Origin of the sequence: Paracidovorax wautersii, from assembly GCF_031453675.1 — a bacterium.
In the GTDB taxonomy this organism is placed as follows: domain Bacteria; phylum Pseudomonadota; class Gammaproteobacteria; order Burkholderiales; family Burkholderiaceae_C; genus Paracidovorax.
Map to the genome: position 1 here is coordinate 796,244 of NZ_JAVIZX010000001.1, position 24,417 is coordinate 820,660.

At 70.2% G+C, this 24,417-nt stretch carries 20 protein-coding genes; 6 read left to right on the plus strand and 14 right to left on the minus strand.

Annotation, left to right across the window (positions count from 1 at the left end; genetic code table 11):
• Positions 1-154 precede the first annotated feature (154 nt).
• Complete coding sequence (locus QE399_RS03655; RefSeq protein WP_309826193.1) at positions 155-2,209, plus strand: molybdopterin-containing oxidoreductase family protein; 2,055 nt, start codon at positions 155-157, stop codon at positions 2,207-2,209.
• Positions 2,210-2,283: 74 nt separating this feature from the next.
• Here QE399_RS03655 and QE399_RS03660 read toward each other — a convergent pair whose 3' ends face one another.
• From QE399_RS03660 to QE399_RS03680, 5 genes are all read right to left on the minus strand, one after another.
• Positions 2,284-3,933, minus strand: a complete 1,650-nt coding sequence (locus QE399_RS03660) for an MFS transporter (RefSeq protein ID WP_309826196.1) — start codon at positions 3,931-3,933, stop codon at positions 2,284-2,286.
• The gene (locus QE399_RS03665; protein ID WP_309826198.1) at positions 3,926-4,330 is read right to left on the minus strand and encodes a DoxX family protein; all 405 of its coding nucleotides are present in this window, start codon (positions 4,328-4,330) and stop codon (positions 3,926-3,928) included. Before QE399_RS03665 ends, QE399_RS03660 begins: the two co-directional genes overlap by 8 nt.
• Positions 4,331-4,332: 2 nt before the next feature.
• Positions 4,333-6,225 (minus strand): amidohydrolase, encoded by a 1,893-nt coding sequence (locus tag QE399_RS03670; protein ID WP_309826201.1) that lies wholly within the window; start codon positions 6,223-6,225, stop codon positions 4,333-4,335.
• 82 nt (positions 6,226-6,307) lie between these two features.
• Positions 6,308-6,985 carry an isochorismatase family protein gene (locus QE399_RS03675; protein WP_309826203.1) on the minus strand — a complete coding sequence of 226 codons (678 nt, stop codon included), beginning with the start codon at positions 6,983-6,985 and terminating at the stop codon, positions 6,308-6,310.
• Between the two features lie 108 nt (positions 6,986-7,093).
• Positions 7,094-7,819, minus strand: coding sequence for a pirin family protein (locus QE399_RS03680; protein ID WP_309826205.1), 726 nt, complete (start codon positions 7,817-7,819; stop codon positions 7,094-7,096).
• A gap of 182 nt (positions 7,820-8,001) precedes the next feature.
• On the opposite strand from QE399_RS03680, the gene QE399_RS03685 reads away from it, so the two are divergent.
• Entirely contained in the window at positions 8,002-8,904 is a 903-nt protein-coding gene (locus tag QE399_RS03685; protein WP_309826207.1) for a LysR family transcriptional regulator, read from the plus strand.
• A gap of 203 nt (positions 8,905-9,107) precedes the next feature.
• Here QE399_RS03685 and QE399_RS03690 read toward each other — a convergent pair whose 3' ends face one another.
• From QE399_RS03690 to QE399_RS03710, 5 genes are all read right to left on the minus strand, one after another.
• Positions 9,108-9,788 carry a type 1 glutamine amidotransferase domain-containing protein gene (locus QE399_RS03690; protein ID WP_309826209.1) on the minus strand — a complete coding sequence of 227 codons (681 nt, stop codon included), beginning with the start codon at positions 9,786-9,788 and terminating at the stop codon, positions 9,108-9,110.
• A 111-nt stretch (positions 9,789-9,899) separates the two neighbouring features.
• Complete coding sequence (locus tag QE399_RS03695) at positions 9,900-11,060, minus strand: iron-containing alcohol dehydrogenase (protein ID WP_309826212.1); 1,161 nt, start codon at positions 11,058-11,060, stop codon at positions 9,900-9,902.
• 382 nt (positions 11,061-11,442) lie between these two features.
• Positions 11,443-12,420 (minus strand): Bug family tripartite tricarboxylate transporter substrate binding protein, encoded by a 978-nt coding sequence (locus QE399_RS03700; protein WP_309826214.1) that lies wholly within the window; start codon positions 12,418-12,420, stop codon positions 11,443-11,445.
• Between the two features lie 85 nt (positions 12,421-12,505).
• The gene (locus QE399_RS03705; protein ID WP_309826216.1) at positions 12,506-13,600 is read right to left on the minus strand and encodes a TraB/GumN family protein; all 1,095 of its coding nucleotides are present in this window, start codon (positions 13,598-13,600) and stop codon (positions 12,506-12,508) included.
• On the minus strand, positions 13,597-14,607 hold the full coding sequence (locus QE399_RS03710; protein WP_309826218.1) for a fumarylacetoacetate hydrolase family protein: 1,011 nt from the start codon (positions 14,605-14,607) through the stop codon (positions 13,597-13,599). Before QE399_RS03710 ends, QE399_RS03705 begins: the two co-directional genes overlap by 4 nt.
• A 153-nt stretch (positions 14,608-14,760) precedes the next feature.
• Here QE399_RS03710 and QE399_RS03715 point away from each other — a divergent pair, with 153 nt between their 5' ends.
• The 3 genes from QE399_RS03715 (at position 14,761) to QE399_RS03725 (ending at position 17,260) form a co-directional block, all read left to right on the plus strand.
• Positions 14,761-15,561 carry an IclR family transcriptional regulator gene (locus QE399_RS03715; protein WP_309826220.1) on the plus strand — a complete coding sequence of 267 codons (801 nt, stop codon included), beginning with the start codon at positions 14,761-14,763 and terminating at the stop codon, positions 15,559-15,561.
• Positions 15,561-16,778, plus strand: coding sequence for a DUF3108 domain-containing protein (locus QE399_RS03720; protein ID WP_309826222.1), 1,218 nt, complete (start codon positions 15,561-15,563; stop codon positions 16,776-16,778). Before QE399_RS03715 ends, QE399_RS03720 begins: the two co-directional genes overlap by 1 nt.
• A gap of 194 nt (positions 16,779-16,972) precedes the next feature.
• Positions 16,973-17,260, plus strand: a complete 288-nt coding sequence (locus tag QE399_RS03725) for a BTH_I0359 family protein (RefSeq protein WP_309826224.1) — start codon at positions 16,973-16,975, stop codon at positions 17,258-17,260.
• A 255-nt stretch (positions 17,261-17,515) separates the two neighbouring features.
• Here the strand turns inward: QE399_RS03725 and QE399_RS03730 are convergent, their stop codons facing one another.
• The 4 genes from QE399_RS03730 to QE399_RS03745 form a co-directional block, all read right to left on the minus strand.
• Complete coding sequence (locus tag QE399_RS03730; RefSeq protein ID WP_309826226.1) at positions 17,516-18,610, minus strand: AbrB family transcriptional regulator; 1,095 nt, start codon at positions 18,608-18,610, stop codon at positions 17,516-17,518.
• 411 nt (positions 18,611-19,021) lie between these two features.
• Positions 19,022-19,600: a hemerythrin domain-containing protein gene (locus QE399_RS03735; protein ID WP_309826228.1), complete on the minus strand. Its 579-nt coding sequence runs from the start codon at positions 19,598-19,600 to the stop codon at positions 19,022-19,024.
• Positions 19,601-19,898: 298 nt separating this feature from the next.
• Entirely contained in the window at positions 19,899-20,627 is a 729-nt protein-coding gene (locus QE399_RS03740; RefSeq protein ID WP_309826230.1) for a nitroreductase family protein, read from the minus strand.
• Complete coding sequence (locus QE399_RS03745) at positions 20,624-23,092, minus strand: adenosylcobalamin-dependent ribonucleoside-diphosphate reductase (RefSeq protein ID WP_309826232.1); 2,469 nt, start codon at positions 23,090-23,092, stop codon at positions 20,624-20,626. Before QE399_RS03745 ends, QE399_RS03740 begins: the two co-directional genes overlap by 4 nt.
• Before the next feature lie 594 nt (positions 23,093-23,686).
• Between QE399_RS03745 and QE399_RS03750 the strand changes: the two genes are divergently transcribed.
• Positions 23,687-24,379, plus strand: a complete 693-nt coding sequence (locus QE399_RS03750; protein ID WP_309826234.1) for a nitroreductase family protein — start codon at positions 23,687-23,689, stop codon at positions 24,377-24,379.
• Positions 24,380-24,417 lie beyond the last annotated feature (38 nt).

Sequence of the window (24,417 nt, forward strand, 5' to 3'; positions counted from 1 at the left end):
GCGGTGGCTTGCAGGAAACAGAACACCAGGGGCTTGGAAAAGGCCGTGCCACTCCCGCACAGCCAAGGCCCCGCAATGGCGATCCTCGCCGCCTGGCGGTCATCAGAGACCACAGGAGGGCGGGACCGTATTAGGGTTTGTACTTACTCAGATTATGACCAGCCTCACGACCGAAAGGCAACAGGTGCGCGGCGCCTGCCCCCACGACTGCCCCGATACCTGTGCCTTGCTCACCACAGTCGAGGCCGGCGTGGCCGTGCGCGTACAGGGCAATCCGGCCCATGAGCACACCAACGGCGTGCTCTGCGCCAAGGTGTCGAAGTACGCCGAGCGCACCAACCATCCGGACCGCATCCTCACCCCGCTCAGGCGCAGCGGCCCCAAGGGCAGCGGCCAGTTCACGCCCGTCAGCTGGGACGAGGCCCTGGGCGACATCGCCCATCGGCTGGGCGAGATCGCCGCCCGCGCGCCCCAGGCCATCCTGCCCTACAGCTACGCCGGCACCATGGGCCTGGTGCAGGGCGAGAGCATGGACCGGCGCTTCTTCCACCAGCTGGGCGCGTCCTTCCTGGGCCGCACCATCTGCTCCACGGCGGGTGGCGAGGGACTGATGTACACGCTGGGTGCCAAGGTGGGCATGAAGGTGGAGCATTTCGCCGAGTCGCAGCTGATCATCATCTGGGGCAGCAACTCCATCGGCAGCAACCTGCACTTCTGGCGCTATGCCCAGCAGGCCAAGCGCAATGGCGCCAAGCTGGTGTGCATCGACCCGCGCAAGACCGAAACCGCCGACAAGTGCCAGGAGCACCTGCAGATCCTGCCGGGCACCGACGGCGCGCTGGCGCTGGCGCTGATCCACGAGCTGATCCAGCACGACTGGCTGGACCACGACTACATCGCCCAGCACACCACCGGCTGGGAAGGCCTGCGAGAGCGTGCGCTCACCTTCACCCCGGAGCGCGCTGCGGCGATCTGCGGTATTCCGGCCGAACAGATCCGCCAGCTGGCGCGCGACTACGGCACGACCAAGCCGGCCGCCATCCGCCTGAACTACGGAATGCAGCGCGCGCACGGCGGCGGCAACGCCACGCGCGCCATCGTCTGCCTGCCGGCGCTGACCGGCGCCTGGCGCCACCGCGCGGGCGGCGTGCTGTTCTCCAGCTCGGGCCACTACCCGGTGCAGCGGGGGGCCCTGCAGCGCCCCGACCTGCTGGCCGGCGCCACGCCGCGCACCATCAACATGGTGACCATCGGCGACGACCTGCTCAAGGGCACCTCGCCCGCCTTCGGTCCCCGGATCGAAGCCGTGGTGGTCTACAACAGCAACCCCGTGGCCGTGGCGCCCGATTCCGCCAAGGTGGTGCAGGGGTTCGAGCGCGAGGACCTGTTCACCGTGGTGCTGGAGCACTTCCAGACCGACACGGCCGACTACGCCGACTACATCCTGCCGGCCACCACGCAGCTGGAGCACTGGGACGTGCACCTGTCGTACGGCCACACCGATGTGCTGCTGAACCGCCCGGCGATCCAGCCCATGGGCGAAGCCCGCGCCAACACGCAGATCTTCCGCGACCTGGCCGCGCGCATGGGTTTCACCGGGCCCTGCTTTGCCGACGACGACGAAACGCTGTGCCGCCAGGCCTATGGCGACCGGGTGGACTTCCAGCAGCTGCTGGACATCGGCTTCGCGCCGCTGGCCATCGACGAAGCGCCGTTCGCCCACGGCGGTTTCCCCACGCCCTCGGGCAAGGTGGAGATCTACAGCGAGCGCCTGGCCGCACAGGGCCTGGACCCGCTGCCCAGCTACGTGGCCAACCACGAGCCCGCCGGCGGCTCGGTCCGCTACCCGCTGGCGATGATCTCGCCGCCGGCGCGCAACTTCCTCAACTCCACCTTCGTGAACGTGACCAGCCTGCGCAACATCGAGAGCGAGCCGGTGCTGGAGATCCACCCCGACGACGCCGCCCCGCGCGGCATTGCCGACGGCAGCGTGGTGCGCATCTTCAACGACCGCGGCAGCTACGAATGCCGCGCCGCGGTGAATGCACGGGCGCGCCCCGGCGTGGTCAACGGCTTGGGCATCTGGTGGCGCAAGTTCGGCCTGAACGGCACCAACGTGAACGAGCTGACGAGCCAGGCCCTGACCGACCTGGGCGCGGCGCCCACGTTCTACGACTGCGCGGTGCAGGTGGAGCTGCGCGCCAGCTGAGCCACCCAGACGCTCCCAAAAATATAGCTGCCAGCGCTTACTGAATAAGCGCTGGCAGCTATATTTATGCCCAATCAGTGGGCGTGGCCGTGGTCGTGCCCCGCAGACGGCGCCTTCGCACTGCGCGCATCCAGCGCCAGGAAGTGGTGCACCACCGGCTTGTCCGGCCCCTGGTGGTAGCGCAGCGCTTCGGCCTGCAGGTCGGCGTCGGCCTTGGACACGCGGCCATGCTGGCGCAGGTGCTCGGCCCACGATTCGACCAGGAACCACTCGATCACCCGGCCCGGCTCGCCCGTGTGCTCGGCTACGCCCCAGGCGTAGGCACCGTCGCGGCGGCGTTCCTGCGCCACATGCTGCATGGCCTGGAAGAAGGCGGGCAGGTCTTCGCGGCGGATGCGGTAGTCGATCTGGATCATCACCGGGCCCCGGTCGTGCGCCACCGGTTCGGCCAGCAGCGGCTCGGGCCAGTGGTTGGAGGGCTGCAGGTCGGCCTCGCCGGCGGGCAGCCTCACGCGGTGGAAGAGGAAGGACACCGCCACCAGCCCGGCCGCGCCGACCAGCAGCGTGGTGGGCAAGCCCAGCTGGCCTGCCACCAGGCCCCAGCCCAGGCTGCCCGCGGCCATGGCGCCGTTGAACACCATCAGGTAGATCGCCAGGCCCCGGCCGCGCACCCAGTTCGGCAGCACCGCCTGCGCCACCCCGTTGAACGTGGTCAGCGCCAGGATCCAGCCCAGGCCCAGCACCAGCATCAGGGCCACGGCAGCCCACTGGGGCGGCGCCATCGCCAGCACGCCCATCACGGCGGCGGTCACGAGGGAGGCCAGCAGCACCAGGCCATCGGTATTCAAACGCTTGCGCAATTGGGGCAGCAGCACCGCGCCCAGGATGGCACCTGCGCCCACGGCGCCCAGCATCACGCCGTAGAAGCCGGCCGTGCCGCCCAGCATGCGGCGCGCCACCAGGGGCAGCAGCGCCCAGACCGAGCTGGCGAACAGAAAGAACACCGCCGCGCGCAGCAGCACCACGTGCAGTTCTCGGCTGGCGCGGGCATAGCGCACGCCGGCCCGGAAGGCGCCGAAGAACTGCTCGTTCAGGCCCGAGGCTTCGGCCTTGGGGCGCTTCCACCAGATCAGCGCGGCGATCACGAACACGTAGCTCAGCACGTCCAGGCCATAGGCCGCCGCCGCGCCGAAGCTGGCCAGCAGCAAGCCACCCGCCGCAGGGCCGATGGCGCGGGCGATGTTGATGCCCAGCGAGTTCAGCGCCACGGCGCTCTTCAGTTCGCTGCGCGGCACCAGCTCGGGCACGATGGACTGCCAGGTCGGGCCCATCAGCGCGGCGCCGATGCCGCCGACGAAGGTCAGCGCCACCAGGTATTCCACCGTGAGGGTGTTCGTCTGCGCCAGCACCAGCAGCGTGCCGCTGACGGCGCCCAGCAGCACCTGCACGCCGATCAGGAAGCGGCGGCGGTCCAGGATGTCGGACAGCACACCGGCGGGAATCGCCAGCAGAAAGACCGGCAGCGTGGCCGCCGTCTGGATCAGCGCCACGGCGGTGGGGCTGGACGACAGCTCCGTCACCATCCAGGCGCTGGCCACATCGCGCATGAAGCTGCCGATGTTGCCCAGCACCGTGGCGGCCCACAGCACGGCGAAGACGGGAATGACGAGCGGCGCGAAGCTGCCCGATGCTTTGGTAGCGGTGTTGGTGTTGTTGTCAGCCACGGTGGCCTCCCAGGTCGTGCCAGGCGACGAGCAACATGCCGCCCACCAGGCCCCAATGTTCAAAGAATGCGTTGGCGCTGCGCTGCCGTTCGGGCGGCGCCTCGGTCCAGAAACGGTCGGCCAGAAAGGCCGCGATGACGGTGAATCCCGCCAGGGCCAGCGCCCCCGCCCAGCGGTACCAGCCCGACACGATGAGCGCCGAAGCGCCCAGTTGCAGCGCGATGGTGGCCACGGCGATCGGCGCGGCGGGTGCCAGGCCGAAGCGCCGCATCTCGGCCACGGCGCCGCGAAAGTCGCGGGCCTTGTCCCAGCCGCCCTGCAGGTAGGCCGCACACAGGCACAGCAGGGCCAGCGACTGCACCCAGGGCGCGGTGGCGGCGGTGCGCAATGCGTCCACGGTCACACCGCCCAGCAGGCGCAACCTAAAGCGCCCCAGAAGCCCTTGAGGTCGGACACGGGCAGCTTGCTGCTCCAGGCCGTGGCATGCGCGTGGCCATGCATGTTGCAGCTGCTGGCGCAGCCGCAATTCGCTGCCGCGTTGCGCATCACCGATTGCAGCGGCGCGCCTTCCTGCACGCCCCAGGCGCCGTAGCCGCGAAAGGTGCGCACGGGCGACCAGTCTGGCATGGCCAGCGGCGGGGCCGATTCGTCGAACTCGGCGAAGTCGCCCACGCCGTAGACCACCTTGCCGCCCACCACGGTGAGCAGCGACGAGGTGTCGGCGATCTCGGACTCGGGGCAGGCGAAGAAGTCGCGGTCGGGCACGGTCAGGTCGGCCAGTTGGCCCACTTCGATGCGGCCCTTCTTGCCCTGCTCGTTGCTGAACCAGGTGACGTTCTCGGTCCACATGCGCAGGGCCTGATCGCGCGTCAGGCAGTTGCGCTGCGGCGTGAGCTGCAGGCCGCCCACGGTCTTGCCGGTGACAAGCCACGACAGCGACACCCAGGGGTTGTAGCTGGCCACGCGGGTGGCGTCGGTGCCGGCAGAGACGTTTACGCCCTTCTCCAGCATGCGCTTGACGGGCGGCGTGGCCTCGGCCGCAGCGGCGCCGTAGCGTTCGACGAAGTACTCGCCCTGGTAGGCCATGCGGTGCTGCACGGCCACGCCGCCGCCCAATGCGGCGATGCGGTCGATGGACTTTTCCGAGATGGTTTCGGCGTGGTCGAAGAACCAGTTCAGGCCGGCCAGCGGCGTGTCTTCATTGATCTTCTCGAACACGTTCAGTGCGCGGTCGATGGTCTCGTCGTACGTGGCGTGCATGCGCCAGGGCCAGCGGTTCTGCGCGAGGATGCGCACCACTTCTTCCAGCTCGCCTTCCATGCCGGGCGCCAGCTCGGGCTGGGGCTGGCGGAAGTCCTCGAAGTCGGCGGCGGAGAACACCAGCATCTCGCCCGCGCCGTTGTGGCGGAAGTAGTCGGTGCCCTGCTTGTACTGCGAGGTGGCCGTCCAGCGCAGAAAGTCGTCCTTCTCTTCCTTGGGTTTTTGCGTGAACAGGTTGTAGGCCAGGCGGATGGTGAGCTGGTCGGCATCGGCCAGCTCCTGGATCACGTCGTAATCGTCGGGGTAGTTCTGCATGCCGCCGCCCGCGTCGATGGCGCCGGTCACGCCCAGGCGGTTCAGCTCGCGCATGAAGTGGCGCGTGGAGTTGACCTGGTAGTCGCGCGGCAGCTTGGGGCCCTTGGCCAGCGTGGCGTAGAGGATGGCCGCATTGGGTTTGGCCAGCAGCAGCCCCGTGGGGTTGCCAGCGCTGTCGCGCACGATCTCGCCGCCGGGGGGCGACGGCGTGTCCTTGGTATAGCCCACGGCGCGCAGGGCGGCGCCGTTGAGCAGCGCGCGGTCGTACAGGTGCAGGATGAACACGGGCGTATCGGGCGCCACCGCATTCAGTTCGGCCAACGTGGGCAGACGCTTCTCCACGAACTGGTGTTCGGTGAAGCCGCCCACCACGCGCACCCACTGGGGCGCGGGGGTCACGTCCACCTGGGCCTTGAGCATGGCCATGGCATCGGCCAGGCTCTTCACCCCGTCCCAGCGCAGTTCCATGTTGAAGTTGAGCCCGCCGCGGATGATGTGCAGGTGGTTGTCGATCAGCCCCGGCAGCACGCTGCGGCCGCCCAGGTCGATGACCCGGGTCTGCGGGCCGGCCAGCGCCATCACCTCGCGGTCGTCGCCGACCTTCGTGAAGCGCCCTGCGGCAATGGCAACGGCGCTGGCCGTGGGATTGGCGCGGTCCAGCGTGGTGAAGCGGCCATTGCGCAGGATCAGGTCAGGGGTGGTGGCGGGTGGCGTCATGGTTCAGGCCTTCAAGAATTTCAGCAGTGGCAGAGCGCAAAAAAAGCAGGCACGGACTGCGCTGCAGCCCATGCCTATGTCATCAACCCTCGTGGGCGTTGAACATGGTTTTCGCGTACGTGATGCCCAGGCCATAGCCGCCGCCGAACTTCTTGGCGATGCCGGTCGTCATGTCGTACGTGTCGCCACGGGCCCAGTCGCGCTGCATTTCCAGCAAGTACTGCAGGGCGGTGATGGGCTGGGCGCCGGCCTGCACCATGCGCTCCATGGCGCGGTTATGGGCTTCGGTGGAAATGTCGCCGCAGGCATCGGCGATCACGTACACCTCGAAGCCCTGGTCGATGGCCGACAGGGCCGGGCCGACGATACACACACTGGTCCACAGGCCGGCCAGCACGATGCGGGGCTTGCCGATCTCGTTCACTTTCTTGATGACGGCTTCGTCTTCCCAGGTGTTCATGGACGTGCGGTCCAGCAGGGCCTGGCCGGGGAAAGGCGCGGTCACTTCGTCGAACATCGGGCCGGAGAAGCTCTTTTCGGCCACCGTGGTGAGGATGGTCGAGGCGCCGAAGCCGGCGGCGGCCGAGGCCACCAGGGCGGCGTTGGAGCGCAGCTGCACCGGGTCGATGGAGTGCGTGGCGAAGGCCATCTGCGACTGGAAGTCGATCATGATCAGCGTGTGGTCATGCGGGTTCAGCAGCTTGGCACCGGGCTTGGCGACGGCGACGGGACGGGCGATGGAAGCGTTGGCGTTGGTCATGGAAGGCTCCTGAAAGATCAAAGGTTAAGAAAGTAAAAAGACAGGGAAAAAACGACGGGGAAACAGGGAAATTCGGCGGGCCGGGCGGGGCTTCCCCCGCCCGTTACCTCAATGGGGCATGGTGGGCAGCTCGTTGGGGCGCAGGTCGAACACCAGCACCTCGGCGTTTTCGCCCTTGGCGAAGTGCAGGTCGCCGGCGTTGCGGATGCGGGCGCCGTCGCCTTCGTCCAGCCGCTCGCCGTTCACTTCGACGCTGCCGCGGGCCACGTGCACATAGACGTTGCGGTTGGCACCGATGGCCAGGTCGGCCGATTCATCCCCGTTGAACAGGCCGGCGTAGACCCGGGCGTCCTGGTGCACGGCCAGCGAACCGTTCGTGCCTTCCGGCGAGATGATCTGGCGCAGCTGGCCGCGCTTGTCGGCTTCGGTGAAGTGCACCTGCTGGTAGCGGGGCTGGGCACCGACCTTGTTCGGCACGATCCAGATCTGCAGGAAGTGCACGGGCTCTTCGGCCGAGTGGTTGAACTCGCTGTGCTGCACGCCGGTGCCGGCGCTCATCATCTGCACGTCGCCGGGACGGATCACCGAGCCCGTGCCCATCGAATCCTTGTGTTCCAGCGCGCCTTCCAGCACGTAGGAGAAGATTTCCATGTCGCGGTGGGCATGGGTGCCGAAGCCCTTCGAAGGCGTCACGCGGTCGTCGTTGATGACCAGCAGGTCGGAGAAACCTTGCTGGTTGGCATCGCGGTAGTGGCCGAACGAGAACGTGTGGCGGGAGTGCAGCCAGCCGTGGTTGGCGTTGCCGCGGTGGTGGGCTTTGCGGATGTCGAGCATGGTTTCAGTCCTTTCTACAATCGATGGGATTCACACTGAGCCTTGGGGGCCTGTTGCCTGGATTTCTCTAGGCTTCAGTGCTGCTGTGAATGAAGTATCTGGCGCCTTGACGTCGATCAGGTTGAAACGTTTGGGCCGCAATCATCGATAATTTCGATGATCCAAATCAAGGCGGTTTTGCCATGCTGAAACTCTCCCTGGAAGCCATCGAACTGGTGGACGCCATCGCCCGGCACGGCTCGTTCGCCGGGGCTTCCGAACGGCTGCACAAGGTGCCGTCCACGATCTCGTACGCCATCGCCAAGCTGGAGGAACAGCTGGGCTTTGCCCTGTTCACCCGCAACGGGCCGCGCGTGACGCTCACCCCCGCCGGGCAGGAAATGATCAAGGAGGGCCGCTGGCTGCTGGTGGGCGCCAAGCAGCTGGAATCGCGCATGCGGCAGATCGCCACGGGCTTCGAGTCCGAGGTGCGGCTGGTCCACGATTCGCTGATTCCCACGCACGCCTTCAACCAGGACATCTGCGCGTTCGAAGACCTGAACTGCGGCACGCGCCTGCGCATCGGCTGCGACGTGATGACCGGCACCTGGGAGGCCCTGCGCGAGGGCCGCGCCGACATCGTGGTGGCGGCCGGGGAAGGCCCGGCCGGCGGCGGCTACAAGGCCGTGCCGGTGGGCACGCTGCAGTTCGTGTTCTGCGTGACGGCCACACACCCGCTGGCCCAGCTCAAGCGCCCGCTCACGCGCGGCGACCTGCTGGAGCACACGGCCGTGGTGGTGGGCGACGGCGCACGGTCATCGAACGACCGGACCATCGGCCTGCTCTCGGGGCAGCGCCGCATCATCGTGCCGCACATGCACGCCAAGATCGCCGCGCAGGCCGCCGGCCTGGGACACGGCTTCCTGCCCCGCGCCTGCGTGCGCACCGAACTGGAAACCGGCATCCTGGTGGAGCTGGAGGTGGAGGCCCCGCGTCCGGACGAGCCCTTCTTCCTGGCCTGGCGGCCGGAGCACATGGGCGAGGCGCTGAAGTGGTGGCGCCAGCGCCTGGACCGGCCGCTGCTGCCGGGCATCCTGCCGTTTTGAAGGCGCCGCGACGGCCTGAGCCCGCGCACAAGCCATGGGGGCCGCACTGAAAGGCTGGGCCCGTCGCATCTAGCGCGATGGCGTCACCCTATTCCACCGGGCGGAGGCGGTGGACGCCAAAAGCGCCCAACGCTATTCATTCAATAGCAATCAGCGATTACCCAGCAGGCGCCAGAGGCCGATTTACCTCCTGACCAGCCGCATCACTTCAGCAACTGCAGCAGCGCCTTGGCGGCCGGCTCGGACGATGCGGGGTTCTGCCCCGTCACCAGCAGGCCGTCGGTCAGCACGAAGGGGGCCCAGTCGGCGCCCTTGGCGTATTCGCCGCCGTTGGCCTTGAGCATGTCCTCGACCAGGAACGGCACGATCTGGGTGAGCTGCACGCCCTCTTCCTCGGTGTTGGTGAAGCCCGTCACCTTGCGGCCTTTGACGAGCGGTTCGCCGCCGGGCGCCTTGGTGTGGCGCAGCACGCCGGGCGCGTGGCAGACCAGGGCCAGCGGCTTCTGGGCGGCCAAGGTCTGCTCGATCAGCGCGATGGACTGCGCGTCTTCCGCCAGGTCCCACAGCGGGCCGTGGCCGCCGGGGTAGAAGACGGCGTCGAAGTCTGCGGCTTTCACGCTGGACAGCGGCACGGTGGTGGCCAGGTGCTTCTGCGCCTCGGCATCGGCCTTGAAGCGGCGGGTGGCTTCGGTCTGGGCGTCGGGCTCGTCGCTCTTGGGGTCCAGCGGGGGCTGGCCACCCTTCGGCGAGGCCAGCGTGATCTGCGCACCGGCGTCCTTGAAGGCGTAGTACGGCGCGGCGAATTCTTCCAGCCAGAAACCGGTTTTCTTGCCGGTGTCGCCGAGCTGGTCGTGGGAGGTCAGAACCATGAGGATGTGGGCCATGTCGGGGTCGCTTTCTTGTACAGGAAGGGGACAGCAAACAACAAACAGGCCCGCACGGTAGCAGCGTTCGCGGCTGCGCCGCTGGGCTGCACGCCGGAACGCGGTTGCGGCCTACAGGGCCGCTTCCAGCACGCGGCGACTCACCTCGGGCGTCACGTCGCGGTGCTCGCCCAGTTGCGTCATGCCGTGCGCCTGCAGCTGCGCGATGACGGCGTCCACCGTCTCGCCGCCCAGCCGGTAGGCCGACAGGCGGGTGGGAATGCCCAGGCTCTCGAAGAAGGCGCGCGTGCGTTCGATGGCGGCGTCGATGCGCGCGTCCTCGCTGCCTTCGCGCAGGTCCCACACGCGCTCGGCATATTGCAGCAGCTTGGCGCGCTTGGCGTCGCGCCGCTCGTTCAGCATGGCGGGCAGCACCAGCGCCAGCGTGCGCGCGTGGTCGATGTGGTGCAGCGCCGTCAGCTCGTGGCCGATCATGTGCGTCGCCCAGTCCTGCGGCACGCCCACGCCGATCAGGCCGTTGAGCGCCATGGTGGCCGCCCACATGAGCGAGGCGCGGTCGTCGTACACCGGTTCGGGCGCGGCCACGATGCGCGGACCCACCTCGATCAGCGTGCGCAGCAGGCCTTCGGCAAAACGGTCCTGCACCGGCGCGTTGGCCGGGTAGGTGAGGTACTGCTCCATGGTGTGCACGTAGGCATCCACCACGCCGTTGGCCAGCTGCTTGATCGGCAGGGTGTATGTCTTGGCCGGGTCCAGCACCGAGAAGCGCGGGTAGGTGTGCGGGCTGCTGAAGGCCAGCTTGGAGCCGCGCTCGCGGTGGGTGATGACGGAGCCGTTGTTCATCTCCGAGCCCGTGGCCGGCAGCGTGAGCACGGTGCCGAAGGGCAGCGCCGCGTGGATGTTGCGGCCGCGCTTCTGCAAAATCTCCCACGGGTCGCCGTCGAAGCAAACCGCCGCGGCGATGAACTTGGCCGCGTCGATCACCGAGCCGCCGCCCACGGCCAGCAGAAAGTCGAAGCCGCCCTCGCGCACGCGCTGCACGGCCTGCAGGCAGGTCTCGAAGCTGGGGTTGGGCTCGATGCCGCTGAAGGTGTCGTGCACCCGCCCGTCCAGCGCCTGCCGCGCGCGCCCCAGCGTGCCCGAGCGCTCGGCGCTGGCGCCGCCCACCAGGATCAGCACCCGCGCCTGGGCGGGCACATGCTGGCCGATGTCGGCGATGCGGCCTTGGCCGAAGAGGATGCGGGTGGGGTTGTGGAAGTCGAAATTGAGCATGGCAGGCGGCTCCGGTGGAAGGGGTGCGCCCGGCCGGCCCCGCGCGGAGGGCCGAGCGCTGCAGCGCGGCCGGGATACTATCAAAAAAATAGCTAGAAGCGCACGCCAGTATTGCGCCAGAGCCCGATTTGACTATCAACTCTCAAAGCCCATAGCAGGAACCATCGTGCGGACGGGCGGGCGCCGGGAGGGCGGCCCGCGCCGGCGGGTGGTTTGACGGGGGTCAAGAGGGGCTCAGCCCCCGGGCTGGCAGGTGCCATCCGCCCCTTTCCGGCCGGCCTTCAGGCAACGGAAGGCAGCCGGGCGACCGCGTGCAACGGGCTGCGGCGCCCTCTGCGCAGGGCTGGCGCCAGCGCAGCCGCCACGCCGCTGCGCGGCCCGATCAGTCCAGCTTCACGCCGGCGGCCTTGATGGTCTCGCCCCAGCGGCGGGACTCGGCCCGTGCCATGGCGCGGAACTGCTCGGGCGTGCCGGGCAGCGCCTCCATGCCGAAGTCCTGCATGCGCTTGGCCACGGCCGGCGTGGCCAGGGCCTGGTTGATCTCTGCGTTCAGCCGGGTGGTGAGCGCGGCGGGCAGACCCGCCGGGGCCAGCACGCCCTGGAAGGCATAGACCTCGGTGTTCGGCACGCCGGCTTCGGCCAGCGTGGGCACGTCGGGCAGGGCCGCCACGCGGCGTGCCGAGCCGATGGCCAGCGCCCGCACCTTGCCGGCCTGGATCACGGGCAGGCCGGCCGCCAGGTCCAGGAACATGCACGGCACCTGGCCGCCCATCACGTCCTGCAGCGCGGGGGCCGCGCCGCGGTAGGGAATGTGCGTCAGGAAGGTCTGCGTGCGGTTCTTGAACATCTCCATCGCCAGGTGGTGCGGCGAGCCGTTGCCGGGCGAGGCGTAGTTGAGCTTGCCCGGGTTCGCCTTGGCATAGGCGATGAAGTCCTTGAGCGTCTTCGCCGCGAAGCCCGGGTGCACCACCAGTGCCAGCGGAAAGCGCGACAGCCCGCCGATGTACGTGAAGTCCTTCTCGGGGCTGAAGGGCAGCTTGCTGAACAGGTGCTCGTTGTAGGCCAGCAAGGCGTTGTCGGCCGACATCAGCGTGTAGCCGTCCGGCTTGGCCGTGGCCACCATCTGCGCACCGATGTTGGTGGACGCGCCGGGGCGGTTGTCCACCACGATCTGCTGGCCCAGCGGGCCGCGCATCGCCTCGGCCATGGTGCGGGCCAGCACGTCGGTGCCGCCGCCGGCCGGGTACGGCACGACCCAGCGGATGGGCTGGTTCGGATAGTCGGCCTGGGCGAACGCGCCCGGCGCGGCCGCTGCGCCGGCCAGGGCCAGGGCGTTCTGGAGCAGGTGTCTGCGCTGCATGGTGTTTGTCTCCTGTGTCGTGGGATGGAAGGCGGCCCCGGCCGCCGCGCCGCGCTACTTCTTTGGTAGCTGGTGGCGCTTACTGCTATTGCCTTGGCGGCCCTTTGGACGGTGAATCGGGTGCCGATGCCGGTGCCGTCGCGGCGAAGCGCACCCGCTCCACGCGGAAGCCCCGGGCCGCCAGCAGCGTGGGCAGCCCCTGCGGGCCGACCATGTGCAACGCGCCCACGGCGGCGAACACGCGCTGCCCCGCGCGGTGCTGGGCGGCGATGGCATCGGCCAGGCCCGGGTTGCGGCCGGTCACCAGGCGATCGAAGTCCTCGCGCTCCTCGGCCGTGTCCATGCACTGGCACCAGCTGCCGTAGTTCTCCAGCAGCTGCGTGCGCCCGTCGGACCAGGCCTGGACGAGCGTGCGCAGCGTGCCGCGCACGCTGCCGCCTTCCAGCGCCTGCAGGCCGGCCTCCACGGCCGCCACCGTGCGGACCGGATCGTCCGAGGTCAGCGCCTGCATCTGCTGCGCGGGCGTTTCCAGCGACACCACGGGCTTGCGCAGCCCCCGCGCCAGGCCGGCGAGCACGAAGTCGGTACCGTAGGCGGCGTCGATGCCGTCCCACTGCGCCGCCATCACGGCGAGCGAGACCACCTGCAGCTCCGGCCGCAGCTCGGCCAAGCCCGCCTCGGCGCAGGCGGCCGTACGTTGCGCATCCAGGCGGCGTTCCAGTGCCGGCGGCAGGGGCGGAGCGTTCGGCGGCTGGCGCATGGCCGCGACCAGGGCCTGGCCGACGGCCGGGTCCAGCAGATCCAGCTCCAGGGCGACGCGGTCGCTGGCACGCACGGCCGCCAGCACCTGCGGGCCGGGCAGCATCCAGTCGCGGTAGGCGGCATGCACGGTGCCGTACAGCCAGCTGGTGCGGCCGCCCTGCTCCACCCGCCACAGCACGCCCCGGTCCTGCGCGCGGCGCAGTCCCTGGGGAATGGTGGCCGGGTCCAGCGGCACGGCGGCAGGCGGGCAGGCGGCCGCGGGCCCAGGGAGGGAGGCAGCCGCCGCCGCGGGCGCCGGCACCCCGGCCGTGGCGGGCTGCGCGCCGGCCAGGGCGGGCCACAGCAGCGCCCAGCCGCAGGCCCATGCCAGCCGGCGGCGCAGGGCGGCGCGCAGCAGGCCTGCTGCGCCAGCGCTCATGCGGCCGGCCCTGCGATGGCCTGGTCGATGGCGCCGAAGACGCTCTGGCCGGCCGCGTTCTTCATCTCGATGCGGATGGTGTCGCCGAACTTCATGAATTCCGTGGACGGCTTGCCGTCCTGGATGGTCTCGATGCAGCGCTTTTCGGCGATGCAGCTGTAGCCCTTGGGCCACTCCATGCGGCCGTTCTGCTCCACGCCCTTGTTGCTGACCGTGCCGCTGCCGACGATGGAGCCGGCGCGCACGTTGCGGGTCTTGGCGATGTGGGCGATCAGCTGGCCGAAGTGGAAGGTCATCTCCGGGCCGGCGTCGCACAGGCCGACCTTGCGGCCGTTCCAGGTGGACTGCAGCGGCAGGTGCAGGCGCCCTTCGCGCCAGGCATCGCCCAGTTCGTCGAGCGTGACGGCCACGGGGCCGAAGGCCGTTGCCGGCTTGGACTGGAAGAAGCCGAAGCCCTTGGCCAGCTCGGCGGGAATGAGATTGCGCAGCGAGACGTCGTTGGCGATCATGACCAGGCGGATGCCGTCCAGCGCCTGCTCGGGCGTCACGCCCATCTTCACGTCGCCGGTGACCACGGCGATCTCGGCCTCGAAATCGATGCCCATGGCCTCGCTGGGCACCACCACGTCGTCGCACGGGCCGATGAAGTCGTCGCTGCCGCCCTGGTACATCAGCGGATCGGTGTAGAAGCTCTCGGGCACCTCGGCGTTGCGCGCCTTGCGCACCAGCTCCACGTGGTTGATGTAGGCCGAGCCGTCCGCCCACTGGTAGGCACGCGGCAGCGGAGCCATGCACTGGGCGGGATCGAACGGGAAGCCATGGCGCGAGCGGCCGGCGTTGAGCTGGTCGTACAGGTCCTGCAGCTGGGGCGAGAGGAAGCCCCAGTCGTCCAGCACCTGCTGCATCTTGCTGGCGATGCCGGTCGCATAATGGGCCGTGCCCAGGTCGCGGGAGACGACGACCAGCTGGCCGTCACGGGATCCGTCTTTGTAGGTGGCGAGCTTCATGCGATCAGGTCCACTTTTTTTCGTCTCCGCGCGGTGCGGCGCCGCGGCCACCCGCAGGCGTCTGGCATTGCCGCAGACCGCCGGCCTTACCCAGCACGAATTACGATTGGGTAAATTGATTTAACTAAACAAAACCTCGAAATTCTAGAACAGATGGACAAGGAACGTGCAGGGATCCAGTCGGTCGAGGTGGGGTTCGCGCTGCTGGACGGGCTGACCCGCGCCCGCGGCCCGCTGATGCTCAAGGACCTGGCCGCCGCCGCCGGCATGAGCGCCGCCAAGGCCCACCGCTACCTGGTGAGTTTCCAGCGCCTGGGCCTGGTGGTACAGGACGCGCGCACCGCCCGCTACGACCTGGGCCCGGCCGCGCTCAAGCTGGGGCTGGCCTCGCTGGCGCGGCTGGACGCCATGCGCCTGGCGCGCGAGCGCATGCCCGCGCTGATGGAGACCATCGGCCACACCCTGGCCCTGGCCGTGTGGGGCAACCGCGGCCCGACCATCGTGCACTGGGAGGAGTCGCCCCAGGCCGTGACCGCCAATCTGCGCCTGGGCGACGTGATGCCGCTGCTGTCGTCCGCCACGGGGCGCTGCTTCGCGGCGTTTCTGCCACGCGAAACCACCGCCGCGCTGCTGCAGGAGGAACTGCAGCAGCACGCCGCGCGCCTGGGCCGCACCGACCTGCCCACCGACGCCGCGGCCGTGGACGCGCTGCTGCACGAGGTGCGAGAGCGCGGCTCGGCCCGCGTGGTGGACACGCTCCTGCCCGGCATCGTCGCCTTCTGCGCCCCGGTGTTCGATGCCGACGGGCACCTGGCACTGGGCATCACCACGCTGGGCTCGGTCGCCACATTCGACACGGCCTGGGGCGGCGCCATCGACGCGCCGCTGCAGGCCGCCGCAGCCCAGCTCTCGTGCGATCTCGGCCGGCTGGACGGCGAGGCGGCGCAGCGCTGATGCCCCGCCGCGCGCTGCTCTGGCTCACCGCCGCGGTGCTGGCACTGCACTGGCTGGTGCTGCGCGGCCTGCCGCTGGGCGGCAGCGATGCCGATGCCGGCGCGCCGCAGCCGCTGGCCTTTCAGACACGCATGGTGGAGCCACCACCCCCTCCACCGCCGCCGCCTCCACCGTCCGTGCAGGAACCCGCGCCGGCTCCCCCGCCCCGCCCCGCCCCGGTGCGCAAGCCGCCACCACCGCCCCAGCCGCCCGCCCCGGCGCCCGTGCCAGCGGCCGCACCGCAGGAGCGAGCGCCTGCCGCCGAGGGGCCGGACATGCCGCAGCCCGCCCCCGCGGCGCCAGCGGAGGCCGTCCCCGCCGACGAGGGCATCGCCTCCCCCGCCGATCCGGCCTTGGCCGCTGCCTCCGCCGCGCAGGCGCCTGCCTCGCAGCGCGCAGAACCGGCCACGGCAACGGCCGCAGCGCCCGAGCCGGTCGCCGCAGCCTCCGCCGCCGAGGCCCCGGAGGCCTCCGACGCCGGCATCGACATCCGCCCACCGGGCGCCGCCAGCAATACGGCCGCAGGGGCCCCGCCGCCCGTGAAGTTGCCCGACCCGGCGCGGCTGGCGTTCGACGTCAGCGGCCAGGCCAAGGGCTTCAACTACAACGCCGGGGCCGAGTTGGTCTGGCGCCATGACGGCGCGGGCTACGAGGCGCGGCAGGAGGTCAAGGCCTTCTTGCTCGGCTCACGCGCCCAGACCAGCCGCGGCCAGATCACCGCCGCCGGCCTGCAGCCCGAGCGCTTCGGCGACAAGTCGCGCAGTGAACAGGCCGCGCATTTCGACTTCGGAGTCGGCAAGGTGGTGTTCAGCGCCAACACGCCGCAGGCGGGCGTCAGCCCCGGCGCGCAGGACCGGCTGAGCGTGTTCATCCAGCTCGGCGCCCTGCTGGCCGCCGCACCCGACCGCTACCCGCCCGGCACCCGTATCACGCTGACCACCGTCAGCGCGCGCAACGCCGACCGCTGGACCTTTACCGTGGAAGGCGCCGAAACGCTGGACCTGCCCGCCGGCCCCACGCCGGCCCTCAAACTGCAGCGCCTGCCCCGCAAGGACCACGACCAGAAGGCCGAGCTATGGCTGGGCACGCATTTGGGCTATCTGCCGGTGCGCATCCGCCTCACGCAATCGAACGGCGACTACGCCGACCTGCGGCTGAGCGACCACGGCACGCCCTGATGCCCCGCCGCGCGAGCCTGGGCCGCTGTACGCATCCGCCCACACCGGCGTGGGACGAATCCCCCAAAAGGCCCGCGAGCCCGCGCCGCCCGGTTTTCCGTGAAATACTGTGTTCCAGCAGCGCCCACAGGCCAGGGCTTGAACTGGCCGCCGGGGCTGCCATCTGAATCAGACGTACTGACAGGGGGAACTCCATGCACATGCTCTACGACTCTGACTCTTTTGTGGTGGTCCACATGCAGCCCGACGCGGGCCGCGAGGACGCCGAACTCGCCAGCCCGCTGGTCCCCCAGCTGGGACGGCACGGCTTTGAGATCGTGGACAAGCGCTCCGGCAAGGAGGTCTACCTCGACGGCTCCTGGGCCGAGATGTTCCAGGAGCAGATCCTGGCCTGGCAGCGCGACACGCCCACCCAGGAAGAGGTGGACGACACCCTGGACGGCTACGTAGGCCTGGCGCAGAACCCGGTCGTCGTGCACTAGATGACAACCCCCTGAGCGACTGCGTCGCTTTCCCTTCTCTCGGCTGCGCCGGGAAAGGGGACGACGCCAGTGGCCGGGCGAAGCCCGTTCCACGGCGTCTGCTGGTGGGGGGCGCGCAAGGCCTCTGCGCTGTGGGCAAACCTCAGCGTTCAAGGCCGCTGAAGGCCTAGCGCGGCCGTCGCCGACACACCATACCCAGCAGGACAACCCACACCGAGGCAAGAGCCGAGACCGGCAGCAACGCCGCAAGGGTTTTCAGCCCGCAGCCGTGGCCGGCCCCTGCGGCGGGTAGATCCACCGGTACATCGGCTCCACGATCAGCAGCACCGCGATCAGCCTGCAGACCTGGAAGGCGGTAACCACCGGCACGCCGAGCTGCAGCACCTTGGCGGTGATCGACATTTCTGCGATGCCGCCGGGCGACGTGCCCAGCACCATCGTCACCCAGTGCAGCCCGGTGACCCAGGACAGCGCCACGGCAAACAGGCCGCACAGCAGCATCAGCACCACCGTGCCCACGGCGATCGAGCCCAGCCAGCGCGGCGCGGTGTGCAGGAAATCCGCGCGAAAGCGCACGCCCAGGCTGACGCCGATGACCAGCTGCGCCGCATTCACCAGCGCTTGCGGCACGGCCGACAGCGTGATGCCGCACAGCGCGATGGCCATGGACACCACCAGCGCGCCCATGAACCACGGATTGGCACGGCCCAGCCAGCGCATCACCAGCGCCCCGGCCCCCGTGGCGGCCGCCAGCAGCGCCAGCCCGGCCGGATCGACCGTGCGCACCGCGGGCGGCAGCGTGTCCAGCCCATGCAGTCCGCTCCACTGCAGCGCGAAGGGAATCGTCACCGTCACGATGACCAGCCGCAGGCTGTGGCTGGCGGCCACCAGATCGGTGCGGGCGTTCTCGCGCTCGGACAGCAGCGTCATCTCCGATGCCGCGCCGATGGCCCCCGCGAAATAGCTCGTCGGGCGGAGCATCGCCGCCGGCACGCCGTGCATGCGCGGTGCATGCAACCGGTACAACCAGGCACCGAAGAGCCAGCCCAGCGCCAGCGCCCAGACAATGCCCAGCACGATCGCCCACCACAGCCCCGCGATCAGCGCGCCCACCTGCGGCGTGAAGTACAGCCCCAGGGCCGCGCCGATGGTCCACTGCCCGGCATTGCGCAACGGTCCGGCGCTGTCGGTCGGCGCACCGGCCATGGACAGCAGCGAGGTGGCGAGCAGCGGCCCGATCATCCAGGGCAGCGGCGTGTGCAGCGCCACGCAGGCCGCGGCCGCGATCCACGCAATGGCAAGGGTGAGGACGACGCGGGCGGGGAAAGGCAGGGACGGCAGCGGGCGCATGGGCGGCGGGAACGGCGAAGGCAGCAGGCGGGCAGGCAGACAGACAGGCCGTCCCGCAGGTGCCGGGCATCCGGCGCCCAGGTCCGGCGCAGACCATGCGGAGGCGGGCGGGAAGGCCTGCCAAGTATCGCCCAGCGGTGCAGGACCCGGCATGGCAGGGCGGGAGATTACGGGCTCTACAGGCCGCCAGCCCTTGTGGAATCAGCGCAGTCAGCTATTAAACCAAGAGCATGCATCTGCATGCCGCTCTGGGTGGCCGGCCCAGACGGAGAATTCTTCAGGGTCCTACAGGGCTCCAGCCCTTTCTGCACCAACGCAGACAGCTATCGAAAACAGAGCATCCAGCCTAGAGGTGCCTACAACGGCAGCCCGGCACGGGGGGCGCAACCGTGCGTAGAGCGAGGCCGGCCCTCAGCGCCCCCCGCGGCGCCGTGCCATTTCCTGGCCCATCTGCTGCACGGTGTCCGGCGCCAGCAGGGCCTGGGCGGCGGGGTAGACGGTGGCGTCTTCGTGCCGCAGGTGGTCGGCGTACAGCGCGGCGAACCGGTCGAAGGCCGCTTCATGGTCCGGCGCAAAGGCGTCGAGGCTCCCTCGCGCCAGGGCCTGCAGCGGCCCGCGCGCTGCGTCCCAGGCCGCGGCCATGGCGATGTGGTCGCGCTGCAGCTGGCGCACGAGCTGGGCAACCGCCTCGGCGGCTTGTGCCCCGCCATCGCTGTGGCCGGCGCCGGCGCGCGCCAGCAGAGGCGGGAAGACGTGCCGCTCCTCATCCTCATGGTGCAGCGGCGCCGCGATGTCGAAGTAGCGCAGCACATCCTGCGCCGCCTGCCGGGCGGACGCATCGCCGCCGTGGCTGCGCACATGGGCGCGCAGCCGCTGCAGCAGATCGAGCGAGCGCAGCACGCGTTCGTGGCAGGCCTCCAGCATCTCGAAGGGCTGCTCGAAACCCACGCCCGGCGAGCGCACACCGGGAAGCGACACCCGCGCGGTCATGGGCGGCCCATTTTTCGGTGCGCGGCGGCAGAGGGCGACGGCCCCAGGCAGCGGCCAGAAACACTTTGGCGCCAAAGGGGCCGCCCCGGCGCCGCGCGCTGCCCGGCGCAGGGACAGGGGCGGAGACAGAGGTGCGGCGGACGCTGCCGTTGCGGCTGCGCCTGCGCGGCGCACGGCGGTTGGGGGGAGCGAAAGAGAGGCCCATGCATGGAAACAGTCCGCAGGTCGGAACGGTACAAAGGAAGCGCTACAAAGAAAGGACGCGGCGGCGTTGCGGCACGAGCATGGCGGTCAGGCGTCAAGGCGCCACGGCCGGCGGCAGATGCAGCCCCGGCACCGGAGCGCCTTGGGGCCGGAGCGTGGACGTGTACGCATCGACGGCGGGGCGCGCCCGCGGCGCCTTGGCCACCACCACCGTGCCCAGGCTGACGAAGCACAGCGCCTGCTCGGCCGCGCGCAGACCGAACAGCGTGCGCAGCGCCTGCGACTGCAAGGACTGCCCGCTGGTCAGCGCGGAGCCGAAGCCCAGCGCCGTGGCCATGAGCAGCAGGTTCTGCACGGCGCAGCCAGCGGACACCCAGCGCTCCGGCGCAGGCACGGCGGCATCGGCCTGCGCGGCATCGACCACTACGAGCAACAGTTCCGGGCTGCGGTAGGCCTTCTCGCGCGCCTGGGCCAGCGCCTCGGGCTCCGCGGCGGGCTCGCGCTCCCGCAGCGCCTGCGCGAAGGCCTCGGCCAGCGCGTCCCGCGCATCGGCCGGCACCCGCACGAAGCGCCACGGCTGCAAGCGGCCATGGTCGGGCGCATGCGCCGCGGCGCCGACGATGGCGGCGAGCTGCTGCGCGTCCGGCCCGGGCGTGCCCAGACGGCGCGGCAGGGTCGTCTGCCGGGCTTGCAGCAGCACCTGCAACGCGGCGGCGGCCTGCAGGGGCTCGGGCCCGATCTCCGATTCCGCGGAACGACCGGCAGGCCCCTCGGTCTCGCCCGCCGCCGGCAGCGGCTCAGCGTCCTGCAGGCGTGCGCTCATCCGCAGCTGCCCAGCTGGCCGCATTGCGTGCAGTAGTCGCAGCCGTCCTTGCGGATGACCGCGTGGGCACCGCATTCGCCGCACTTCTTGCCGGCCATGGCGGGCGGCATGCCGGTGGGCATGGGTGGCTCGTCCAGCGGCAGCACCTGCTGGGCAGGCGCCTCGGCGCGGCGGGACAGGATGTTCTGGATGGCATAGGCCATGGCCGCCACCTCGGAGTCGTGCCACATCGGGACCTGCGTGCCGTCGTCCTTGCGGTGGGTGCCCAGGCGCACGGGGCCGCGGTCCCAGGCGACCTTGCGCATGTCGGACAGGGCCCGCTCCAGGAAGCCGCCGCGCGCCGCCAGCGACAGCAGGCGCATGCTGGAGGTGATCCACTGCTGCGACTCGCCGCTCTGGCCCACCGGCATGAAGAACTCGATGGCGCGGTCCACCGTGCTGCCGCGGCCGTCGGGCACGGGCAGGAAGGAGACGATGAGGTACAGCGTCTTGTGGCCCTCCTGCGTCCAGTACTCGATCTTCTCGGCCACGGCGGCCAGGCCGCCCTTGGGACGGGTTTCGACCACCACGCGCATCGGGTCCACCGGGGGCGCGGCCACCGGCGCCGGGGCCGGCGCGGCGGCCGCGGGGGCCTCGGCCGGCGCAGAAGCCGGCGTGGCCTCCAGCACGGCGCCCAGGATGGCGTTGGGCCGGTACGTGGCCAGACCTTTCAGGCGGGCGCGCCAGGCCTGCAGGTACAGGCCCTTGAAGTCTTCGTAGGGATAGTCCGCCGGTACGTTGACGGTCTTGGAGATGGCCGTGTCCACGTAGGGCTGCACGGCCTCCATCATCGCCACGTGCTCGGTGGCCGACATGGCGAGCGCCGAGACGAAATAGTCGGGCAGCCGGTCCACGTCCCCGCCCAGCGAGCGGTACAGGCGCCAGGCGTGGTCTTCCACCGCGTACTCGCTCCGGCTGCCGTCGGCCTCGCGCTTGCGGCGGGTGTAGGTCCAGGAGAACGGCGGTTCGATGCCGTTGGAGGCGTTGTCCGCGAAGGCCAGGCTCACCGTGCCCGTGGGCGCGATGGACAGCAGGTGGCTGTTGCGGATGCCGTGCTGGCGGATGGCCTCCTGCAGCGCCTGCGGCAGCCGGCTGGCGAAGGTGCCCGGCGCCAGGTAGCCCTCGGCGTCGAAACGGGGGAAGGGGCCCTTTTCCTTGGCCAGCTCGACCGAGGCCGCATAGGCCGCATCGCGCATGTGCTGGGCAATGCGCACCGCCATGTCGCGGCCTTCCTGGCGGTCGTAGCGCAGGCGCAGCATGGCCAGGGTGTTGCCCATGCCCGTGAAGCCCACGCCGATGCGCCGCTTGGCCGCCGATTCCTCGCGCTGCTGCGGCAGCGGCCAGAAGGTCACGTCGAGCACGTTGTCCAGCGCCCGCACCTGCGTGGCCACGGCGCGGCCGAAGGCCTCGAAATCGAACGACGGGGCCTCGCCCTGCAGGCCGAAGGGATGGCGCACGAAGCGGGTGAGGATGACCGGCCCCAGGTCGCAGCAGCCGTAGGACGGCAGGGGTTGCTCGCCGCAGGGGTTGGTGGCGGCGATGTCCTCGCAGTAGCGCAGGTTGTTGTCTTCGTTGATGCGGTCCAGGAAGAGGATCCCCGGCTCGGCGAAGTCGTAGGCCGACGTCATCACGGTGTCCCACAGCTCGCGCGCAGGCACGGTGCGGTACACCCACACCCCGTCCTCGCGCAGCCGCGCGCCCCCGGCCTTCAGCGCTTCGCCGGGCTCGGCGCGGTGCACCAGATCCCAGGGGCCATCGGCCTCCACGGCCGCCATGAACTCGCCGGGCACGGCCACGGAGACGTTGAAGTTGTTCCAGCGGCCCGGCGTGCGCTTGGCGGTGATGAAGTCCAGCACGTCCGGGTGGTCGATGCGCAGCACGCCCATCTGCGCGCCGCGGCGTGCGCCCGCGCTCTCCACCGTGGAGCACGACTGGTCGAACACGTTGATGTAGCTGCACGGCCCGGACGCCTGCGAGGCCGTGCCCTTGACGCGGGCGCCCCGCGGCCGGATGCGCGAGAAGTCGTAGCCCACGCCACCGCCGCGCCGCATGGTCTCGGCGGCCTCGCGCAGGGCTTCGTAGATGCCGGGGTAGCCGCCGTCGTCCACGCCCTGGATGCAGTCGCCCACGGGCTGCACGAAGCAGTTGATGAGCGTGGCCTGGATGTCCGTGCCGGCCGCACTCATGATGCGGCCCGCGCCGATGGCGCCGGCGCGCAGGTTGTCCAGGAACAGGGCCTCGCAGCGTGCGCGCTGCGCCGCGGGCTCGACCGAGGCCAGCGCCCGCGCCACGCGGCGGTAGAGCACCTCCACATCGTCCTCGCCCGGCTTGAGGTATTTCTCGCGCAGGACATCCAGGCTGATGGGCTGGGTGGGCAGGGGGGTGGCCGGAACGCTCAGGGCCAGGGGATCGGTGTCTCGTTTCATGTCGCAAGCTCCGTGTGCGGTGTTGTACCCAGGACGGCGACCGCCTTTCTACACCCGGGCGCCTGCCGGCGTGTGGACAAATGTCAATCGATCAAGACGGGTCCATCGTGCCAGGCACCGGGTGGTGGGGCGGGTGCGCTGCGCGCCGGCTGGAGCGGCCAAGCGGGCGGCACCTGCGCCCCCTGCCACCGCTCCGGACCGGCGCACGTCGCCGTCCTCCATGCGGCCGTGCCGCCGGACGCCAGACCTTTCCGGCCCAGGCAGCGGCGGCGCTACCGTCCTCGCTGGGAGCGGCGCGGCGCGGTGGGTCCGGGCGGCAGGTTCCTGGCTGGGGAGAAACCACACCATACGCCGCCCCGATAGCCTCACCGCCACTGTGGCCGGCCGTCTTGCCGGCCCGGCTCCGTGTCCGCGCACCGACCCGCGGCCCCCGAAGAGGCCCGGCGGCACCCGCGGGGGCAGCACTTTCTTTCCGCAATGCAAAAAATGGCGTCCCACTGTTGCCAAGGCGTGAACACAGTGGTGTCGCGCATCTCCTTGGTGGGGAGGGCGCCCGGCGGCACACTGACCGCCTTTGTCATCTGGAATCCTTCCATGTCTTCTGTCCCGTCCCATTCCGCCCCACAGGCCGCCTCCGGTGCGCCGGCCGATGCCTCCGGCCTCATCGAACGCCTGCAATGGCGCTACGCCACCAAGAAGATGGACCCGGCGCTCAAGGTGCCTGCCGACCGGCTCGACCGCATCCTGGAGGCCGCCCGCCTGGCGCCCACGTCCAGCGGCCTGCAGCCGTTCGAAATCATCGTGGTGACCGACCCGGCCGTGCGCGCACGCATCCAGGCCATCGCCTGGAACCAGGCCCAGATCGTGGACGGATCCCACCTGTTGGTCTTCGCCGCATGGGACAACTACACGCCCGAGCGCATCAACGCGATGTTCGACTACACCAACGAAGTGCGCGGCTTCAAGAACGAAGGCTGGGAGAACTACCGCCAGATGCTGCTGAACACCTATCCGCAGCGCGACGCGGAGGTGAACTTCCAGCACGCGGCACGGCAGGCCTACATCGGCCTGGGCGCCGCCCTGATCGCCGCGGCGCACGAAAGCGTCGACAGCACGCCCATGGAAGGCTTCGAGCCCAAGGCACTGGACGAGATCCTGGGTCTGGGCGAACGCCACCTGCGCAGCGTAGCGCTGCTGCCCCTGGGCTACCGCGCAACGCAGGGCGATTGGCTGGTGAACCTGACCAAGGTCCGCCGTCCGCGCGAGCAGTTCATCTCCCAGGTCTGATCAGAGACAGGGCTCTTGCGGGCTGCCGCTGCGGCGGC

Excerpts from the sequence above, each read along its gene's own strand:
- QE399_RS03715 (WP_309826220.1), top strand. The coding sequence starts at position 14,761 with ATGGACAAGGAACGTGCAGGGATCCAGTCGGTCGAGGTGGGGTTCGCG.
- QE399_RS03675 (WP_309826203.1), bottom strand. The coding sequence starts at position 6,985 with ATGACCAACGCCAACGCTTCCATCGCCCGTCCCGTCGCCGTCGCCAAG.
- QE399_RS03685 (WP_309826207.1), top strand. The coding sequence starts at position 8,002 with ATGCTGAAACTCTCCCTGGAAGCCATCGAACTGGTGGACGCCATCGCC.
- QE399_RS03740 (WP_309826230.1), bottom strand. The coding sequence starts at position 20,627 with ATGAGCGCACGCCTGCAGGACGCTGAGCCGCTGCCGGCGGCGGGCGAG.
- QE399_RS03670 (WP_309826201.1), bottom strand. The coding sequence starts at position 6,225 with ATGACGCCACCCGCCACCACCCCTGACCTGATCCTGCGCAATGGCCGC.
- QE399_RS03695 (WP_309826212.1), bottom strand. The coding sequence starts at position 11,060 with ATGCTCAATTTCGACTTCCACAACCCCACCCGCATCCTCTTCGGCCAA.
- QE399_RS03750 (WP_309826234.1), top strand. The coding sequence starts at position 23,687 with ATGTCTTCTGTCCCGTCCCATTCCGCCCCACAGGCCGCCTCCGGTGCG.
- QE399_RS03730 (WP_309826226.1), bottom strand. The coding sequence starts at position 18,610 with ATGCGCCCGCTGCCGTCCCTGCCTTTCCCCGCCCGCGTCGTCCTCACC.
- QE399_RS03735 (WP_309826228.1), bottom strand. The coding sequence starts at position 19,600 with ATGACCGCGCGGGTGTCGCTTCCCGGTGTGCGCTCGCCGGGCGTGGGT.
- QE399_RS03705 (WP_309826216.1), bottom strand. The coding sequence starts at position 13,600 with ATGAGCGCTGGCGCAGCAGGCCTGCTGCGCGCCGCCCTGCGCCGCCGG.
- QE399_RS03745 (WP_309826232.1), bottom strand. The coding sequence starts at position 23,092 with ATGAAACGAGACACCGATCCCCTGGCCCTGAGCGTTCCGGCCACCCCC.
- QE399_RS03725 (WP_309826224.1), top strand. The coding sequence starts at position 16,973 with ATGCACATGCTCTACGACTCTGACTCTTTTGTGGTGGTCCACATGCAG.
- QE399_RS03690 (WP_309826209.1), bottom strand. The coding sequence starts at position 9,788 with ATGGCCCACATCCTCATGGTTCTGACCTCCCACGACCAGCTCGGCGAC.
- QE399_RS03720 (WP_309826222.1), top strand. The coding sequence starts at position 15,561 with ATGCCCCGCCGCGCGCTGCTCTGGCTCACCGCCGCGGTGCTGGCACTG.
- QE399_RS03655 (WP_309826193.1), top strand. The coding sequence starts at position 155 with ATGACCAGCCTCACGACCGAAAGGCAACAGGTGCGCGGCGCCTGCCCC.
- QE399_RS03700 (WP_309826214.1), bottom strand. The coding sequence starts at position 12,420 with ATGCAGCGCAGACACCTGCTCCAGAACGCCCTGGCCCTGGCCGGCGCA.
- QE399_RS03680 (WP_309826205.1), bottom strand. The coding sequence starts at position 7,819 with ATGCTCGACATCCGCAAAGCCCACCACCGCGGCAACGCCAACCACGGC.
- QE399_RS03710 (WP_309826218.1), bottom strand. The coding sequence starts at position 14,607 with ATGAAGCTCGCCACCTACAAAGACGGATCCCGTGACGGCCAGCTGGTC.